Source organism: Paenibacillus sp. F411 (assembly GCF_017582705.1).
In the GTDB taxonomy this organism is placed as follows: Bacteria; Bacillota; Bacilli; order Paenibacillales; family Paenibacillaceae; genus Paenibacillus_AQ; species Paenibacillus_AQ algicola.
In genome coordinates this window covers 24,879-40,617 of sequence record NZ_JAGFIP010000009.1, presented here as the reverse complement: position 1 = coordinate 40,617, position 15,739 = coordinate 24,879, and the positions used below count along the sequence as shown (strand labels likewise).

At 48.6% G+C, this 15,739-nt stretch carries 18 protein-coding genes and 1 tRNA gene; 2 read left to right on the top strand and 17 right to left on the bottom strand.

Going from position 1 to position 15,739, the window contains the following annotated elements; genetic code table 11:
* Positions 1 to 105: 105 nt before the first annotated feature.
* From JJQ72_RS11025 to rpsF, 9 genes are all read right to left on the bottom strand, one after another.
* Positions 106 to 1,071, bottom strand: a complete 966-nt coding sequence (locus JJQ72_RS11025; RefSeq protein ID WP_138227521.1) for an ABC transporter ATP-binding protein — start codon at positions 1,069 to 1,071, stop codon at positions 106 to 108.
* Positions 1,068 to 2,045 carry an ABC transporter ATP-binding protein gene (locus JJQ72_RS11020; protein ID WP_138227522.1) on the bottom strand — a complete coding sequence of 326 codons (978 nt, stop codon included), beginning with the start codon at positions 2,043 to 2,045 and terminating at the stop codon, positions 1,068 to 1,070. The genes JJQ72_RS11025 and JJQ72_RS11020 overlap by 4 nt, the downstream gene beginning before the upstream one ends.
* Before the next feature lie 11 nt (positions 2,046 to 2,056).
* Positions 2,057 to 2,980, bottom strand: coding sequence for an oligopeptide ABC transporter permease (opp4C, locus tag JJQ72_RS11015; protein ID WP_208203700.1), 924 nt, complete (start codon positions 2,978 to 2,980; stop codon positions 2,057 to 2,059).
* A 12-nt stretch (positions 2,981 to 2,992) separates the two neighbouring features.
* Positions 2,993 to 3,955 carry an ABC transporter permease gene (locus JJQ72_RS11010; protein WP_138227524.1) on the bottom strand — a complete coding sequence of 321 codons (963 nt, stop codon included), beginning with the start codon at positions 3,953 to 3,955 and terminating at the stop codon, positions 2,993 to 2,995.
* 71 nt (positions 3,956 to 4,026) lie between these two features.
* Positions 4,027 to 5,787: an ABC transporter substrate-binding protein gene (locus JJQ72_RS11005; RefSeq protein ID WP_208203699.1), complete on the bottom strand. Its 1,761-nt coding sequence runs from the start codon at positions 5,785 to 5,787 to the stop codon at positions 4,027 to 4,029.
* Positions 5,788 to 6,381: 594 nt separating this feature from the next.
* Positions 6,382 to 7,062, bottom strand: a complete 681-nt coding sequence (locus tag JJQ72_RS11000; protein WP_138227526.1) for an SOS response-associated peptidase — start codon at positions 7,060 to 7,062, stop codon at positions 6,382 to 6,384.
* A gap of 477 nt (positions 7,063 to 7,539) precedes the next feature.
* Positions 7,540 to 7,812 (bottom strand): 30S ribosomal protein S18, encoded by a 273-nt coding sequence (gene rpsR / locus JJQ72_RS10995; protein WP_138227527.1) that lies wholly within the window; start codon positions 7,810 to 7,812, stop codon positions 7,540 to 7,542.
* A gap of 20 nt (positions 7,813 to 7,832) precedes the next feature.
* Positions 7,833 to 8,321: a single-stranded DNA-binding protein gene (gene ssb / locus JJQ72_RS10990; RefSeq protein WP_138227528.1), complete on the bottom strand. Its 489-nt coding sequence runs from the start codon at positions 8,319 to 8,321 to the stop codon at positions 7,833 to 7,835.
* A 43-nt stretch (positions 8,322 to 8,364) separates the two neighbouring features.
* Positions 8,365 to 8,649: a 30S ribosomal protein S6 gene (gene rpsF / locus JJQ72_RS10985; RefSeq protein ID WP_138227529.1), complete on the bottom strand. Its 285-nt coding sequence runs from the start codon at positions 8,647 to 8,649 to the stop codon at positions 8,365 to 8,367.
* Between the two features lie 278 nt (positions 8,650 to 8,927).
* Here rpsF and JJQ72_RS10980 point away from each other — a divergent pair, with 278 nt between their 5' ends.
* The gene (locus JJQ72_RS10980) at positions 8,928 to 9,125 is read left to right on the top strand and encodes a YjzC family protein (RefSeq protein ID WP_397333208.1); all 198 of its coding nucleotides are present in this window, start codon (positions 8,928 to 8,930) and stop codon (positions 9,123 to 9,125) included.
* Between the two features lie 235 nt (positions 9,126 to 9,360).
* On the opposite strand, the gene JJQ72_RS10975 is transcribed toward JJQ72_RS10980, so the two are convergent.
* The 6 genes from JJQ72_RS10975 to JJQ72_RS10950 form a co-directional block, all read right to left on the bottom strand.
* Complete coding sequence (locus JJQ72_RS10975) at positions 9,361 to 9,795, bottom strand: hypothetical protein (protein ID WP_208203698.1); 435 nt, start codon at positions 9,793 to 9,795, stop codon at positions 9,361 to 9,363.
* 20 nt (positions 9,796 to 9,815) lie between these two features.
* Positions 9,816 to 11,042 (bottom strand): S-layer homology domain-containing protein, encoded by a 1,227-nt coding sequence (locus tag JJQ72_RS10970; protein ID WP_208203697.1) that lies wholly within the window; start codon positions 11,040 to 11,042, stop codon positions 9,816 to 9,818.
* A 600-nt stretch (positions 11,043 to 11,642) separates the two neighbouring features.
* Positions 11,643 to 11,733, bottom strand: a tRNA-Ser gene (locus tag JJQ72_RS10965).
* A 106-nt stretch (positions 11,734 to 11,839) separates the two neighbouring features.
* Positions 11,840 to 12,058 (bottom strand): DUF951 domain-containing protein, encoded by a 219-nt coding sequence (locus JJQ72_RS10960; RefSeq protein ID WP_208203696.1) that lies wholly within the window; start codon positions 12,056 to 12,058, stop codon positions 11,840 to 11,842.
* A 76-nt stretch (positions 12,059 to 12,134) separates the two neighbouring features.
* Positions 12,135 to 13,016, bottom strand: a complete 882-nt coding sequence (locus JJQ72_RS10955; protein ID WP_138227532.1) for a mechanosensitive ion channel family protein — start codon at positions 13,014 to 13,016, stop codon at positions 12,135 to 12,137.
* Between the two features lie 29 nt (positions 13,017 to 13,045).
* Positions 13,046 to 13,294 carry a putative Se/S carrier protein gene (locus JJQ72_RS10950; RefSeq protein ID WP_138227533.1) on the bottom strand — a complete coding sequence of 83 codons (249 nt, stop codon included), beginning with the start codon at positions 13,292 to 13,294 and terminating at the stop codon, positions 13,046 to 13,048.
* A gap of 136 nt (positions 13,295 to 13,430) precedes the next feature.
* Between JJQ72_RS10950 and yyaC the strand changes: the two genes are divergently transcribed.
* Positions 13,431 to 14,036: a spore protease YyaC gene (gene yyaC / locus JJQ72_RS10945; RefSeq protein WP_138227534.1), complete on the top strand. Its 606-nt coding sequence runs from the start codon at positions 13,431 to 13,433 to the stop codon at positions 14,034 to 14,036.
* Here the strand turns inward: yyaC and JJQ72_RS10940 are convergent.
* A complete protein-coding gene (locus JJQ72_RS10940; protein ID WP_208203695.1) occupies positions 14,008 to 14,508 on the bottom strand; it encodes a DUF4446 family protein in 501 nt (166 codons plus the stop codon). The two genes, yyaC and JJQ72_RS10940, sit on opposite strands and share 29 nt — an antisense overlap.
* 35 nt (positions 14,509 to 14,543) lie before the next feature.
* The gene (locus tag JJQ72_RS10935; RefSeq protein ID WP_208203694.1) at positions 14,544 to 15,692 is read right to left on the bottom strand and encodes an aminotransferase class V-fold PLP-dependent enzyme; all 1,149 of its coding nucleotides are present in this window, start codon (positions 15,690 to 15,692) and stop codon (positions 14,544 to 14,546) included.
* Positions 15,693 to 15,739: the final 47 nt, after the last annotated feature.

Genomic DNA, 15,739 nt, shown 5'->3' with positions numbered 1-15,739 from the left:
TCACATTTTTTTAAAGTTTTTTTGGACAGCAGGAGCATGGGCGCTGCCAGAACACAAAAAACAGCGGCGAGGATTCGCCGCTGCTCTCAAAACCTATGAATATATTTATGCAAAATGGCAGGCTACAAAGTGATCGTCGCCCATGTTCCGGTATTCCGGCACCTGCTGTTTGCAAATGTCCGACGCCAGCGGACAGCGGGTGTGGAACTTGCAGCCGGACGGCGGGTTCGCCGGGCTCGGGATATCGCCTTTCAGCACGATGCGTTCCCGCTTCAAAGTGGGATCCGGCACCGGAATCGCTGACAGCAGCGCTTTGGTGTACGGGTGCAGCGGATTGCGGAACAGCTCATCCTTGCTCGCCATTTCCACCATAGAGCCCAAATACATAACGCCGATCCGGTCACACAGATGCTCTACCACGCTGAGATCGTGAGAGATAAACAGATACGTGAGCTGCTTATCGCGCTGCAGATCACTGAGCAGGTTAATAATCTGTGCCTGGATGGATACGTCCAGCGCAGATACCGGCTCGTCCGCTACGATAAATTCCGGGTTCATAATAAGCGCACGGGCAATCCCGATCCGCTGACGCTGACCACCGGAGAATTCATGCGGGAACCGGTCGTAGTGATAATCGGCCAGTCCGCAAATTTGCAGGGTCTCAATGACCTTCGCCTTCAGGTCCTTGCGGCTAACCAGCTTGTGGTCCAGCAGCGCCTCGCCAATCGCTTCCCCGACCTTGATTCTCGGGTTAAGGGAACTGAACGGATCCTGAAATACGATCTGCATCTTCGTACGCATCTCGCGCATTTGTTCCTTCGACAGGCTGTGCAGATCTTTGCCGTCAAAAATGACCTTGCCTTCCGTCTTCTCCAGCAGGCGAAGAATCGTCCGCCCGATGGTGCTCTTGCCGCAGCCGGATTCGCCAACCAGGCCGAAGGATTCGCCCTTGCGAATCGAGAAGCTGACGTCATCAACGGCTTTTACGTCACCGACTTTACGCTGAAACACGCCGCCGTGGATGGGGAAGTATTTTTTAAGATGATCGACCTCGAGCAGTACTTCACTCATTGTGCTTTCCCCTCCTCTTCATACAGCCAGCAGGCGACTTTATGACCATTAGGGTCTGTACCGAGCGGCGGCTCCTTCTCCACGCAAATATTCATGCAGAACTCGCAGCGGTCATGGAAGTGGCAGTTGTTGCCAAGATCGACCGGATTCGGTACGGAGCCCGGAATGGAGTACAAGCGCTCCTGGCGCTGGTTAATTATCGGCTTAGCCTTCAGAAGACCCTTGGTGTACGGATGCTTCGGATTCTGGAACAGCTCGATCACCGGTGCCTGCTCAATGACCTTGCCGGCATACATAACTACCACGTAGTCTGCCATTTCGGCCACAACACCCAGGTCATGCGTAATCAGCATAATGGATGTGTTGAATTTCTTCTTGATATCACGCATCAGATCCAAAATCTGAGCTTGAATCGTCACGTCAAGAGCCGTTGTCGGCTCATCCGCGATGAGAAGCTTCGGATTACAGCTCAGCGCAATCGCGATCATGATCCGCTGTCTCATACCGCCGCTCAGCTCATGCGGATAGGACTCATAGATCTTCTCCGGACGCGGAATGCCGACCAGGTTGATAAGCTCGATGGCACGAGTGCGAGCTTCTTTCTTGCTCACCAGCTCATGCAGCATGATCGGTTCAATGATCTGCTCCCCGATCGTAAGCACGGGATTCAGGGACGTCATCGGCTCCTGAAAGATCATCGCAATCTCGTTCCCGCGAATCTGGCTCATATCACTTTTATTTAATTTCAGAAGGTCTTTGCCTTCGAACAGGATTTCTCCACCCGTTGGCGGTGTATCAATCAGCCGCATCAGTGACATGGCCGTTACACTTTTGCCGCAGCCGGATTCACCGACCACACATACGGTTTCGCCTTCTCGTATCTTGAAGCTGACATCGTCAACGGCTTTGACAGTGCCCGCAGATGTATGAAAATGCGTTTTTAAATTGCGAAATTCTACTAAATCTTTTGCCATGAGCGCATCTCCTACTTCTTCATTTTTGGATCCAGAGCGTCACGGAGACCGTCACCGATCAGGTTGATCGCCACCACGGTAATGAGGATACACATACCGGGCGGAATCCAAAGCCAAGGTCTTTTGCGGAAATCAATCAGGCTGTTGGCAGCCGAGATCATATTTCCCCATGACGGCGTCGGAGGTACCACGCCAATACCCAGGAAGCTGAGCGCCGATTCGGAAATAATGGCCCCCGCGACACCCAGTGTAGCTGTAACGATAATAATCGGAATTGTATTCGGCATCAAATGACGGAAGATCTTCCGGCGGTCCCGCAGACCGAGCGCTTCTGTCGCCTGCATGAATTCCTGCTCCCGCAGGGTCAAAATTTGTCCGCGCACGAGGCGGGCAATCGTCGTCCAGCCCAGAATACCGAGAATCAGCATCAGGAAGTAGATCCGGTCAGCCGGGTCTACCTTCAGGTCAGACAGAATCGCACCCAGGATAATCAGGATCGGGAGCGATGGAAGCGCCATAAAAATATCCGCAAGACGCATGATCACGGTGTCCGCCAGCTTGCGATAGAAGCCAGCCAGTGCGCCCAGTGTAGCGCCGATGAGGATGGAGATCCCCGTCGCTACCAAGCCTACGGTCAGAGAGATTCTGCCTGCCAGCATCAGGCGCAGCAGGATATCCCGGCCCAGCTTGTCTGTACCGAGCCAGTGCTCGGCATTAGGTGCCAGGTTCTTGTTCTTGACGTTATAATCATTCAGCTCATAGGGTGAGAACCACGGTCCCACGAAGCTGAACAGAAACATAAACACTAATATCAAAAGTCCAATCACAGCCAAACGATTGCGCGCAAAACGGCGAAACGCAATTCTCCACGGAGAATCCGGCTGCTTTACAGGGACTTGGGTTTTCGTATCAAGAGGTGCAGCCTCCAGGGACAAAATAATCTCCTCCTACTTTAAACGGATTCTTGGGTCTGCGGCGCCATACAATACATCGGAAATCAGGTTTCCGATCAATGTCAGCACGGCCAAAAAGATGGTGAAGCCCAGCATGAACGGATAGTCACGCACGTTGATAGATTCCAGATAAACCTGGCCAATACCCGGCCATACGAAGACTCTCTCCAGAATAATCGCACCGCCAAACAATGCAGGCAGCTCGAAGCCCATCAGCGTAATTGCAGGCAGCATGGCATTACGCAGCGCATGCTTGAATATCACTGTCCGTTCCTTTAAGCCTTTCGCGCGCGCGGTACGGATGTAGTCCTGACGAATAACCTCCAGCATGCTTGTCCGGAAATACCGGGTCAAGCTTCCTGTACTAAGCATCGTCAATACCAGAACCGGCAGGAAGGCATGCTCAACAACGTCCCAAATATACCCGAAGCCCGTCGCTTTGGAGCCGGCCGTTGTCATTCCGCCGACAGGGAACCAGCCCAGTTCCAGCGAGAACACCTTAATGAGCAGAAGACCGATAAAGAAGGATGGTAGAGACATAAATAAGAAGACTAGCAGCGTTACAACTTTATCAAAAAAGGAGTACTGAAATCTAGCCGAGAACACCCCGGCAAATATAGCCAAGATCCAGCTTAACACCAAGCTGGCAAATGCAATAATGAATGAGTTCCATACATAGTTATCAATGACTTTTGTTACAGGCTGTTTGTGCTGGAGTGAGTCTCCAAAGTTTCCTGTTGCCATGTTTCCGGCCCAGGTGAAATAACGCTCAACCGGCGGCTTATCCAAACCATAAATAGCCCGAAGCTCGGCTTTTTTCTCAGCCGTCATACTCGGACTGTTCTTTGCAGTAATATAGTCGCCTGGCACCATAGCGGATATGGCGAAGACAAGTATGGAAATCCCGATCAGTGTCGGGATCATCTGCAGCAGCCTCCGGATGATATACTGCTTCATAATCTTTCCTCCCGGCATATAAGTGGATATGCTCAGTCCTCGCGGACTGAGCATATCCTTCCTAGATGTTATTATTCAAGTGTTGCTTGATACAGGCTGTAAGGGAAATCCTTATAGGCGGTAATGTCCAGACCGTTTACACGGCTATTGATCGCCCAGCCATCACGTCTTTGATACAGGAACAGGTTCGGAAGATCCTTGTTCATTTCTTGGTACATTTGCTTGTAGATCTCAGCGCGTGCTTCAGGACCGCCAAGCTCCATTTTACCTTTTTGCATCAGCTCATCCACTGTAGCATTGGAGTATCCAGTATCGTTCTGTGCACCATCTGTAATATAAACGGTGTTGTCCGGATCTGGAGTCAGTCCCCATGCTGCGAAGAACATTTCAAAGTTACCTTGGTCTTTCTTATCCATGATGGCATTGAAGTCCAGCGTTTCTGCTTTGATTTCGATGCCCAGGTCTTGATAGTTTGCAGTCATGATTGGAAGCAGTGCTTCTACAACCGGGTTGTCTGCTGTTGCAGAGAAGTCGATGGTGAATTTCTGTCCGTCTTTCTCCAGGACGCCGTCTGCACCTGCAGCCCAGCCTGCTTCTGCAAGCAATTCTTTCGCTTTTTCCGGATCGAAATCATAAGTTTCTACGTTCTCATCAGTGAAAGCCCAAGAGACGCTGGATTCCGGAATGTTCAGCGGGTTGGCATAAATGCCGTAGATGCTTTCAACGATCTCTGCACGGTTTAGACCGTACATCAGAGCTTGACGAACCTTTTGGTCTTGGAACTTCTCTACATTGTGGTTAAATGCTACATAGCCGTAACCGTTCGTAGGGAAGATGTTCAGATCCAGGAAGCCCATGGTCTTCACTTCTTCTACGTTATCTTCACTTACTGTGATCATGTCCATGTCGATTTCACCGGACTGCAGCATTGGAAGCATAGTTTCATCTGTTGTTGTTTTGTAAACCAGGTTCTTGATCTTCGGAGCGCCTTTGAAGTAGTTCTCGTTCGCTTCGAATACAACCTCTTGTCCTGGGGAGAACTTGGTCATAATGTAAGGACCGCTGCCCAGTGGCTTGTCATGCAGAGTTTTCAGGGAATCCATGTCGCCTTTTTTGAAGTCCTTGCCATAGTAGTGCTGAGGAATCAGGGCAACATCACCCAGGTAGTCACGAGTCAACGCTGTAGCTTCTTCTACAGTAACTTCTACAGTCAGATCGTCAATGACTTTAATACCGGAGATTTCAGTAGCATCTCCTTCTTTATATTCCTTGGAGCCCACAATTTTCATAGACATCATGTCGGACTCACCATCGTAAGCTGGATCAAGCATAATCTTCATTGCGAATACATAGTCGTTTACGGTCATTGGCGTGCCATCAGTGTACGTTACACCTGGCTTCAGCTTGAAGGTGTACTTCAGGCCGTCCTCGGAAACGTCCACGCTCTCTGCCAGGCTCTCTGTGTAAGTACCGTCACCGGAAACTTCCAGGAAAGTGTCAAAGATGGTGTTTACAACGTACTTGTCATACGCCGTTTGCCAGAAGTAAGGGTTGAATACCCCTTTTGGAGAAGTCATACCGATGATCAGCGTATCTGTACGATCTGTAGCGGTAGTCGGGTTCTTGGATGGATCTTCTGCTTCGAAATAACCATAGCTTTCTTCTTCGCCTTCGGAAGGTTCCTCTGTGTTTTCCCCTTCGTTGTTAGCAGGCGCCTCTTGCTGTGTTCCAGTGTCCCCTGACTCTTCAGCACTGTTGCCGCCGGAGCATGCAGCCAATACAGAAACAGCCATCAACAGCATTACCAGCAGCAGCGACATTCTTTTCTTCATGCTTAATCCTCCTTCAAAATAATGGTGCTTATCATTTCTCAGGATAATTTAGAAATTATCCATACATAATGACAAAGCGAAAGCTTGACGACGGTGAAATCATGACTCCCCTTACAGTTCAGAAAATATACCAATGGTCAATTAGTTGCAAAGACATTCACATATCTTCTATTCTGTAAAATTAATGTTATGATACGTGTAAAATTAGATGACGTCAATCACTTTTTTGAAATTTGATATAAAAAATGTTTCCCAGCGCGACTTTAAGACTCTTTCTATGAGCATAAATCTGGATGAAGATCCTCCGTGTTTTCAGAAACGGCAGCTTATTATCCGCAAATACATCTCCCTTTCATTTCAATTTGAGTTTTTTTGAACTTCTGTGTTAACTAATATAACATAAACTGGCTGGTAAATTGCATATTATTTTGATGATGTAAAGAAAGATTAAATGTTGCGTAAAATTCAGATGTGGATTTTCATCGTTTACGCGGTAAAGGTTCTCTTTTGTATCTGTCGGTGTAACGTTTAATTCATTATTCTGAAAAAAGAGCCCCAATGCCGCTGGAGCTCCCCCTCATCTGAAGCTGAGTCCTACACCGATTTCACCCATGCTGCCTTTAGGTCCATCTCCTCAATGCACTGCTGATGGTCATGCAAATCATTGGCGATCAATGGAGTTACCGGATACATGCTCATCGGTGCCTCGTAGGTTCTGAGCTGGCGCTGCAGCCGCTGAATGCTGGCGTTCTCCGGCTGCAGCCAGGCCGCGATGCCTTCGCTTGACAGAATCGCCGGCATACGCGGCTCAAACTCGCGGATCGCCACATTCGCATCTGTCATCAGCATGGTGGAGGTGCGGGTCTCCTCGCCCTTCGCGTTTCTCCATACCTCGTACAAGCCGGCTACACCAAAGGGCTCGTGATTCTCAGTCACAACGCGCACCGCATATCTTCGCTTGCCTACCGTTCTCCAGTAGTACAGTCCGTTACAAGCGATGACGCAGCGGCGCTGCTCTACCGTCTTCTTGCTATAGGTGGGGTTGGCATAGACCGTCTGAAGGTCCGCATTAACCGCATCCTTCCCCCAATAGGGCACCAGTCCCCAGCGATACTCATCAAGCACCAGATTACCCAAGTGATCCAGCATCATCACCGGCATGCTCTGCATCGGGCTAATATTGTACCGGCTCTTGTAAGGGTAAATGACCCGTCTAATGTCAAAATGATTCTGAATCTCGTCCAGCGACGCGGACATAGAAAAGCGTCTGCACATGATGTTGTCCTCCTTTTTTTCCATAGCATTTGGATAAATGAGGAATTCTATGCATGTGCTGTGAATGTCCTTCCTGAGTGGACACTGATGATACAATGGAAGGTGTGGGTTATAGACCATGTTTATGGGGTGAATCCCAGCATTCAGATTGAGGTTAGTTTGAGGGCATATATAATGAAGGAAAATTTTTGACGGTACTCCTATTTCATCTTTAGGAATCCCCATTCTTCCTTTAATGGAGCGGATCTTGCTCCTCGAATGTCTACTCATCCTTATCCTTTGTTAACGTTCGCTAAGCGTCTGTCAGGGATGCCATGAGTTGCGGCTATGTATAAGGTATTGCTCCAGCGTGACATGGCATGTCCGGTTGTCTACTTGGGATAGACAAGAGAGGAATGGAACCCGGATGGGCGTCTACAAAAAGAAATAAAAAAACAGCCTGCCGCAATGGCAGACTGTTTCGTTCTGCAGAGTCTATTACTCTGTAGTGTATGGAAGCAATGCGATTTGACGGGAGCGTTTAACCGCAATCGTCAGTGCACGCTGGTATTTCGCGCTAGTTCCAGTCACACGACGTGGCAAAATTTTGCCGCGCTCGCTGATGAACTTCTTGAGGAGATCGATATCTTTATAGTCAATGTGAGTGATCTTGTTCACAGTGAAGAAACATACTTTACGACGCTTGTTGCGGCCGCCACGGCGTGCCGGTCTTTTGTCGTTGTCTCCGCCTTCTCTTTGCTTGAAAGCCATGTGTAGTCAGTCCTTCCTTATTAAAATGGCAAATCATCATCCGAAATATCGATCGGTTTTCCTTCATCGGAAAAAGGATCCTGATTGTTGCGCGAGTAACCTCCACTGTTCCCCCGGTTTCCGCCGCTATTGCTGCTTCCTCCGTTGTACGTGGATTCCTCACGTTGTCCGCTGCCTCCGCCGCTGTCACGGTTCGATTCCAAGAAACGGACATTATCTGCAATAACTTCAGTCACGTATACACGCTTACCTTCGTTATTCTCGTAATTCCGTACTTGAATGCGTCCTTCTACAGCCGTCAGACGGCCTTTACGCAGATAGTTCGCACAGGTTTCCGCGAGCTGTCTCCAGGTTACTACCGGGATGAAATCCGCTTCGCGTTCCCCGCCTTGTCCAGTAAACGGACGGTCTACGGCAAGCGTAAACTGAGTGACCGCAACCCCTGCTGGTGTATAACGCAGCTCAGGATCCCGGGTTAGCCGGCCGATCAAAATGACACGGTTCAACAATCCAATCCCCTCCTTAGAACGAATTCAATTACAAACCCACGTCTTAGGCTACGTCGTTTGTGATGAGATAACGAATTACTTCGTCAGAAATTTTCATGATACGCTCAAGCTCGGTAACGACTGCAGGCTCTGCAGTAAAGTTAACCAGAACATAAACACCATCACGGAATTTCTTGATCTCATACGCAAGACGGCGCTTACCCATTACATCATGCTTCGTAATTTCTCCGCCGTTGGAGATGATGCCTTGGAATTTTTCGACTGCAGCTTGAACAGCTTCTTGCTCAATGTCAGGACGAATAATGTACATCACTTCGTATTTGCGCATAACTTCACCTCCTTATGGACTTCGGCCCCCAATCCAGGTTGGGAGCAAGGAGCGAGCGTAAACTCGCACCATAATATAATACCAGAACGGATGATCGAAAAGCAAGGATAATTGCCATTTTAGCATGATTATTTCTGAAGCCTCTGCTCCTTCTCTCGGTCATATTCCCTTTTTACATAAGATCTTTTCAGGGACTGCCTCTTCTTTCCTGCTATCAGGCTGCCCTTTCCGGGAAATCCTAAAGCGGTAATATTCATATCCTGATTAGGAGGCGATGCATGATGGGTGAACGCAGCAAATTTCGTGGCGGTGACAAAGCGCCTAACAATGGTATCTATATTGAGGTCGGAGAGAATGACCATATCATGGGGATCCAGGACCCCCATCAGATCACGATGAAGGCAGGAGACACCTTCCCGGATGTATCCAATGAAGATCGGGTATGGAAAAACAAACGTCACGTCCAGCCCAAATAATTGCGCTGAGGCACGTATAATCTGCGTCAAACGGGTCACAATATTATCAGGCGGTGCAATGAGAGAGGTGTGGTTCCGTTGGATGATTCAGCCGAATTACGCATAGGATCCAGCTCTGAACTTAAAGCATGCGGAGGGAATTAGCTGAAAGCTTGACCACTGGACAAGTGAAATGCTCTTCACCGAAGTATCGCAGCATGTGTTAGTTCTGATTCGACAACATCACATGCACCGTCTAACCAGCATGAGAGGCCTGAAAGGGCCTCTCTTTGTTATGCTTAATGTGACTACATGCAAAAATACCTGTGCACAAACGTTGTGCGTCCCATGGAGTTGCAGGATAGTTTGAAAGATAAACACTATCTGGTATTACTTGTTCATTCGCATGAAACGGGTCATTACGATTTCCCGCATTTGAAACTGTTACCGACCCTTCACCGTAATCAGCCTTAAACCTTCCACTGTCCAATTGATACCAGTATGTTCCGTGGTTCGCTAATACAGGTTCAGCTTGAACTGTTTCGCTTATCGTTTGACTTTTGGGTGCATAGGGATCAGCTGCATGTGCAGTGTTGCTGATATTGGTACCTATAGTACTCCCTGTAAGAACTGCCAACGACATAAATATGCTAAAGTAACTATATGATGTCCATCTCTTATTTTTGGGCATTCTCTCACCTGCTATCTGTCTTAATCTTTTTGAAAAGCCACAATTTGGCCTTTGTCATTTTCAATAGAGTATTTTCCTTTGACTCCTACAGTGCCGGTTATCCAAATTGTCTTGGTTTCATTTTTTTTGAAGTACCCTGTCGTAATTTGCGGCCAAGTCTCAATGCCTACAGAATTAATATATTCTTTATCTGAGATTCTGTAGAAAGTAAGAAGTGTTGATCTCAATCCTTGGCTATAAGTCAATGTACTTGGTTTATCAATTAAAGAAGTGAAATCCAGTTCCGAATGGGTTATGTACCTTCCTTTTTGATAATTCTCAATCTTAGGATAGAAGAGCGTGGAATAGACACCTTTCAGATCTGCAGATCGAGCGTCAATAACGATTAATTTTTTAAGCTTGTACTGAGCTGAATTGTTTTCTAACGTAACAGGGGTGTTTATTATTTCGGCAAAGTTTCCTTTTGTGTACCTGTAGCCTGTGAGACTGATAACATTGGTGCCAGTTGTCCCAACCTCTCTCAGTTCATTTAGTTCAGGGTAAGCAGATGCATTTTTTCCTTCTACGTCCATATAACGGAGAAGGATTGCAGATACCTCCGCCCTGGTTGTAGTGTTTTGCGGTTTCAAAGTTCCGTCTTCAAATCCACCTACGATTCCCGTGCCACGGACCAATGCAATGTACGGAACCTTATCAGCACTAATCTCCCTGCGAATCGCCTCTGGTGTAGGAAGGAACGTGTTTATCGTGTCTTGAAAAGCCTGTTTAAATGAGTCATTCGAATTCATAAGCCCATTAGAAATCCATTTCATCATTTCGTAGCGAGTCAACTTTGTGTTCGGATTAAATCCGTTTGGATAATCACTGGGGTTAATAAAACCTTGCGCGACAAGTTGATTGACGGCAAATCCGGCCCAATGATCCTTCAGGTCAGTGAACGGTTCGCTATTTGTTACCGAAGGTAATTTCGTGGTACGACTGAGGATGGCTGCAAACTCTGCACGAGTGATTTGGCCATTCGGCTTAAACGAACCATCCTTATACCCAGAAATCAACTCCAGATCATATGCCTTGGCGATAATACTTTCAGCCCAATGACCCTTCACATCTTTAAACTTCGCAGTAACGGCAGTAATAATGTCCTTTGCGGTATCCACTACCCCTGCTTCCACTTTAGGTGGTGCTGACGTATAACTACTCGTTAAAAGCGTGACCGCTGCTAATGCCGAGAGCAAAACCTTTTTCATCTTTCATCTTCTCCTCAACTAAAATTTAGTTTGATTAGGTCTAAGGATCGCCTGTGCCTGTTCTTCTATTTTCATTTTATTTGTAAAAACTAGGGGCGCCATTTACCTATACTTTTTTATCGGATTATGTGGACGTTTCCAATATCCATGGGAAACTGCTTTTGTGCCTTGGCCTATAGGATCGTCAGTTACTCCAAAGTTAAGGTACATATCATTAAAGAATGCTTCTGCGGCCTTTTCTTTGTTCACTCGAACATTCTTAGAGCGGTCCATATTCTGAATATAGCCGCGTATCGTACGCTCCTTTAAGTTATTGGCGCGCTTAACTTTAATTTAACTTTAATGACGAAGTCGACCGCCTCTGCAAGCATATATGACGGAGGACCAACGTTAATTATTGGATTGCGCATATTTACCGTCTTACGTCCGTTTTTTTGTCTATAACGCAAAAATACCCCCTACGCGATAATCACGTTGAGAGTATTCCGGAATTATTAAGGCGTTCTTCGCAATCAGCTAGCGCCTTATCGTATGTAAATCGATCAGCTTACGCCTCACATACCGTACTGTAAACCGCATAACAGCGGGCTGTAACATAAGTGGCGGAAAGGGTGGGATTCGAACCCACGCACGCCTTGCGACGCCTAACTGATTTCGAGTCAGCCCCCTTGGACCTCTTGGGTACCTTTCCACAGCAAGATTTATTGTATCATGGAATGCTTAGCTTGTCAAAGGGTTGGTTGGTGGATCGGCCACCTTGGCGGCGGCGCCAGCACGGCGCCGCCGATCCCGCTAACCTACAGCGTTCCCTCGTCAGCAGTCTGTTCCTTGGAGCGCAGCACCTTTTTCATATTTTTCTCAAACTTCAGTCTTGGCACCATTACGCTATGCTGACACTTTGTACATTTGATGCGGATATCCATCCCCATCCGTATAACTTCCATCTCATTATTGCCGCAGGGATGCGGCTTCTTCATTTGTACGATATCTCCCAGCTGGAACACCTTCCGCTCCATCTCCAGATCCCCCTTTTTCTTAAACCCCTTCACTTGCTGTTATCTTTAAAACGCACTATGCCACGCCCTGTCCGTCTTAACCCTCCATCGACTTTAGCTCTCTCACTTCAATCGCTTCCTTGATGGCCTGCAGCATAGCCCGCTCCACTTCTTCCTTACCATTAGGCCGGCACTCCGCTGCAATCCGAACGACATATTCAGCTGTCGTAAGAGATTGAACACCCAGCACCTCAGGCTGACTTCTGATCGCCTCCACCTGCTCTTCAAGACCTGTGAGTGCCAGTTTAATTAAAGCCAGTGTATCCTGCACACTTTTCTCATTCTTGACCGGCAGATCCACTACCGCGAGGGAGTTGGACAAGGAGTAGTTCGTCAGGCTTGTAATCAACCCATTCGGGATCATATAGGTTTCTCCGCCTAAGCCCTTAATCCGTGTTGTACGAAGACCAATCATTTCTACAGTGCCCCGGAACTCTCCGCTCTTGATCACATCGCCGACCGCAAACTGATCTTCAAAAATAATAAAGAATCCCGTAATCACATCTTTAACCAGGCTTTGCGCCCCGAAGCCGATTGCAAGTCCCAGCACTCCCGCACCGGCAAGCAGCGGCCCCAGATCGAAGTTAAACTCTGACAAAATCAGCAGAATCATTACAAAGTTGCACACGACGGACGTAACATTCCGCAGCAGCTCTCCCACGGTGACAAAGCGCCTTGGATTCACACTAATCCGACTCTTCTGCTGATTCTCCAGAAACCGCTGAATCAGCCGGTTGATGACCCCGATAATAAGACGCGTAAGAAGGATAATGACCAGAATCCGTATGGCTCCAAAAGCAATGGCCAGCCATAAATCCGGATCACTCATTTTGTTCCAGAATCGCTCGCCTATACTGAGAGCCTCATCCACCGTTTTCTCTGCTTTCTGCTGAATGGTCAACATTGAAGACTGCACCATTGGCTATCTACCCCTCTGACTTTGAAGTCTTAGATGCTTGAATAGCCTCCATTAGAAAGAGGCTTGAAGATTCCCCTGATCTCAACCTGTTCAGAAACGATGATGGACTGCACTTCCTCCAGCTCCGTCTCCGGAAACTGGATCGAGAGCGCACAGCCCGCTGTTATTTCTTTGGGCGTTGGAAATATGTCCATATCAATGTCCTTATACTCCAGCAGCATTTCTGTACGCAGCGCCTGCTGTGTAGAATCAAACGCAATAATTAATAATCCTTCCATCCTGCATCCCTTCTCTATCCCAATATACCCCTCTATTGAATATTGCAATCTTTCTTTTTTTACCCCTATACCAAGTATAAAAACAAGCTGCCATCCATATACTGATACTACCATTTGCAGACGAAAGGAAGATTCCATGAAACGTCCCGTAAACAGCCCGTCCCTTCCGACTACACCTAGCTTGAAATTATCACATAGCGACCCTGAAATCCACCCTGCTCTGATTCATCGTCTGCTCTATCATTTATCAGCCGGGGTGGGCTGCCGTCCCCTGGTGGTTGTATGTATCGGAACGGATCGCTCGACAGGGGACTGTCTCGGACCGCTCGTCGGCACCGCCCTGGCCCGCTATCACAGCAGCATGTTTCATCTGTATGGAACCTTGGATGATCCTGTGCATGCCATGAACCTGCAGGATACACTGAGCATGATCTACAGTACGTACGATAACCCCTATATTATCGGTGTAGACGCATGTTTAGGCCAAACTGCAAGTGTCGGTTCCATCCAGATCAGCGATGGTCCCCTGAAGCCGGGAGCCGGCGTAAATAAAGAATTGCCGCCGGTTGGCGATATCCATATTACAGGTATCGTGAACGTCGGCGGCTTTATGGAGTATTTTGTTCTGCAAAATACAAGATTGAGTCTCGTTATGCGTTTATCCGATATTATCGCGAGCTGCTTGTTCTGTGCAATGAAAGACTGGCATCGCTCTAATCTTCTTGCAGCGCAAGACGGATAGCCTCTTTCTCCTCCGGGGAAAGAGTATGTGACGACTCGCTGTTCTTGACCGGCTTGGCATATACAAAGGAATTGTCCCGATTATATAACCCTGTCAGCACCAAACCGTCTCCCTTCTTGCTCAGCAGCGCAAGGGAGAAGCTCAGATCGTTCCCGCGTTCACCGAACGCATTGTAACGAACAATACCGGTTCGGGTCTTGATCCCGAGCAGCGCAGTCCCAACGCTTGCCAACTGTTCACGATGCTGCCCCTGCTCTTCCTCGACAGCATCCAATTGAATCTTGAGATTGAGGAGCAGTGACTCCAGGTCCTCTACGCCGCTGCCGGACATCATGGCATTATATTTTTTAGACATGCGGCGTATTTTTAAGCCTTGTACCAACACGATGATCCATAGCAGCAGGATGACCAGAACGGCTCCCGCTGCGACCCAGTGAAGCTGTTCAAGAATCCATTCATTCCATTCAGACATGCTTGTTCATTCCTTCTCCCATCAAAATCTGCGGTCTATGCCAAAATTTCTTTCACAGCTCGGATTAACGTCTGGACATCCTGCCTGCTCGTCCCCATGCCTACACTTGCCCGCACTGCCCCGCTGCGCTCCGTTCCGGCTGCCTGATGTCCCAGCGGGGTGCAATGCAGCCCGGATCTGACGGCAATCTCATATTCCCGATCTAATCGAAAGGCCAGCATCGCCGGGTCCATTCTTTCCGTCACAAAGGATACAATGCCTGTCCGTGGCTTGCCTGCGCCCGGTCCCAGCAGCTCTACGCCCGGGATCGAGCCCAGCCCCTCCAGCATTAGCTGTGACAGCTCCCACTCGTGCCGGTAGACCTTCTCGATCGTCCACGCCCGCACCTGCTCTATACCCGCCTGCAGGCCGGCAAAGCCAGCAGTATTCGGGGTCCCTGCCTCGTAACGGTCAGGCCTCACATCGGGCTGCTCCGGGGCCTCTGACTGCCCTCCTGTGCCTCCATGCCATTGAGGCTCTAGCTCGATCTCCGGAGAGAGATACAGCCCGCCGGTTCCTTGCGGTCCCATTAGCCCTTTATGCCCGGGGAAAGCCAGCATCCCGATGTTCATTTGCTTCACATCAATGTCCAGCATGCCAGCACTTTGAGCGGCATCCACCAGCAGCACAGCCCCATGCTTCTCAGCCAAGGCACCCATCTCCGCAACCGGAAGAATGGAACCCAGCAGATTGGAGCTGTGGCTGCAGACGACCAGTGAGGTGTTACTGCGGAAGGCTCGCTCTAGAGCCGATAATTCCAGTTCACCCTCTGGACTGAGCGTAACATAGTCCACTTCAACACCTGCCGTACGCTTTAAATACTCCAGCGGCCGCCGCACCGAATTATGCTCCACCATTGTAGCAATGACATGATCTCCCGGCTTCACATATCCCTTTATAGCCAGGTTTAGCGCAGAGGTTGTGTTGGAGGTCAGGATGATGTCATTGGGATTGTTCACTGCAAACAGGCTTGCCAGACTCTGGCGGGTCCCAAACAGCACGCGTGAGGCTTGAACGGCCATTTTATGACTGCCCCGCCCTGGATTTGCTCCAGCCTCATCCATCGCTTTCTTCATCGCTTGGATTACCGCCGGTGGCTTCGGCCATGAGGTCGCTGCATGATCTAGATAAATCACGAAGCCCATCCACCTCCTCTTCATTCCAGAGAAAAAGACATCTCGGCTCCTCTGCA

Bases quoted from the DNA above. Each gene is read 5' to 3' on its own strand.
- JJQ72_RS11025 (WP_138227521.1), bottom strand. From the start codon at position 1,071: ATGAGTGAAGTACTGCTCGAGGTCGATCATCTTAAAAAATACTTCCCC.
- JJQ72_RS11020 (WP_138227522.1), bottom strand. From the start codon at position 2,045: ATGGCAAAAGATTTAGTAGAATTTCGCAATTTAAAAACGCATTTTCAT.
- JJQ72_RS11010 (WP_138227524.1), bottom strand. From the start codon at position 3,955: ATGAAGCAGTATATCATCCGGAGGCTGCTGCAGATGATCCCGACACTG.
- JJQ72_RS11005 (WP_208203699.1), bottom strand. From the start codon at position 5,787: ATGAAGAAAAGAATGTCGCTGCTGCTGGTAATGCTGTTGATGGCTGTT.
- JJQ72_RS11000 (WP_138227526.1), bottom strand. From the start codon at position 7,062: ATGTGCAGACGCTTTTCTATGTCCGCGTCGCTGGACGAGATTCAGAAT.
- rpsR (WP_138227527.1), bottom strand. From the start codon at position 7,812: ATGGCTTTCAAGCAAAGAGAAGGCGGAGACAACGACAAAAGACCGGCA.
- rpsF (WP_138227529.1), bottom strand. From the start codon at position 8,649: ATGCGCAAATACGAAGTGATGTACATTATTCGTCCTGACATTGAGCAA.
- JJQ72_RS10980 (WP_397333208.1), top strand. From the start codon at position 8,928: ATGATGGGTGAACGCAGCAAATTTCGTGGCGGTGACAAAGCGCCTAAC.
- JJQ72_RS10975 (WP_208203698.1), bottom strand. From the start codon at position 9,795: ATGCCCAAAAATAAGAGATGGACATCATATAGTTACTTTAGCATATTT.
- JJQ72_RS10970 (WP_208203697.1), bottom strand. From the start codon at position 11,042: ATGAAAAAGGTTTTGCTCTCGGCATTAGCAGCGGTCACGCTTTTAACG.
- JJQ72_RS10960 (WP_208203696.1), bottom strand. From the start codon at position 12,058: ATGGAGCGGAAGGTGTTCCAGCTGGGAGATATCGTACAAATGAAGAAG.
- JJQ72_RS10955 (WP_138227532.1), bottom strand. From the start codon at position 13,016: ATGGTGCAGTCTTCAATGTTGACCATTCAGCAGAAAGCAGAGAAAACG.
- JJQ72_RS10950 (WP_138227533.1), bottom strand. From the start codon at position 13,294: ATGGAAGGATTATTAATTATTGCGTTTGATTCTACACAGCAGGCGCTG.
- yyaC (WP_138227534.1), top strand. From the start codon at position 13,431: ATGAAACGTCCCGTAAACAGCCCGTCCCTTCCGACTACACCTAGCTTG.
- JJQ72_RS10940 (WP_208203695.1), bottom strand. From the start codon at position 14,508: ATGTCTGAATGGAATGAATGGATTCTTGAACAGCTTCACTGGGTCGCA.
- JJQ72_RS10935 (WP_208203694.1), bottom strand. From the start codon at position 15,692: ATGGGCTTCGTGATTTATCTAGATCATGCAGCGACCTCATGGCCGAAG.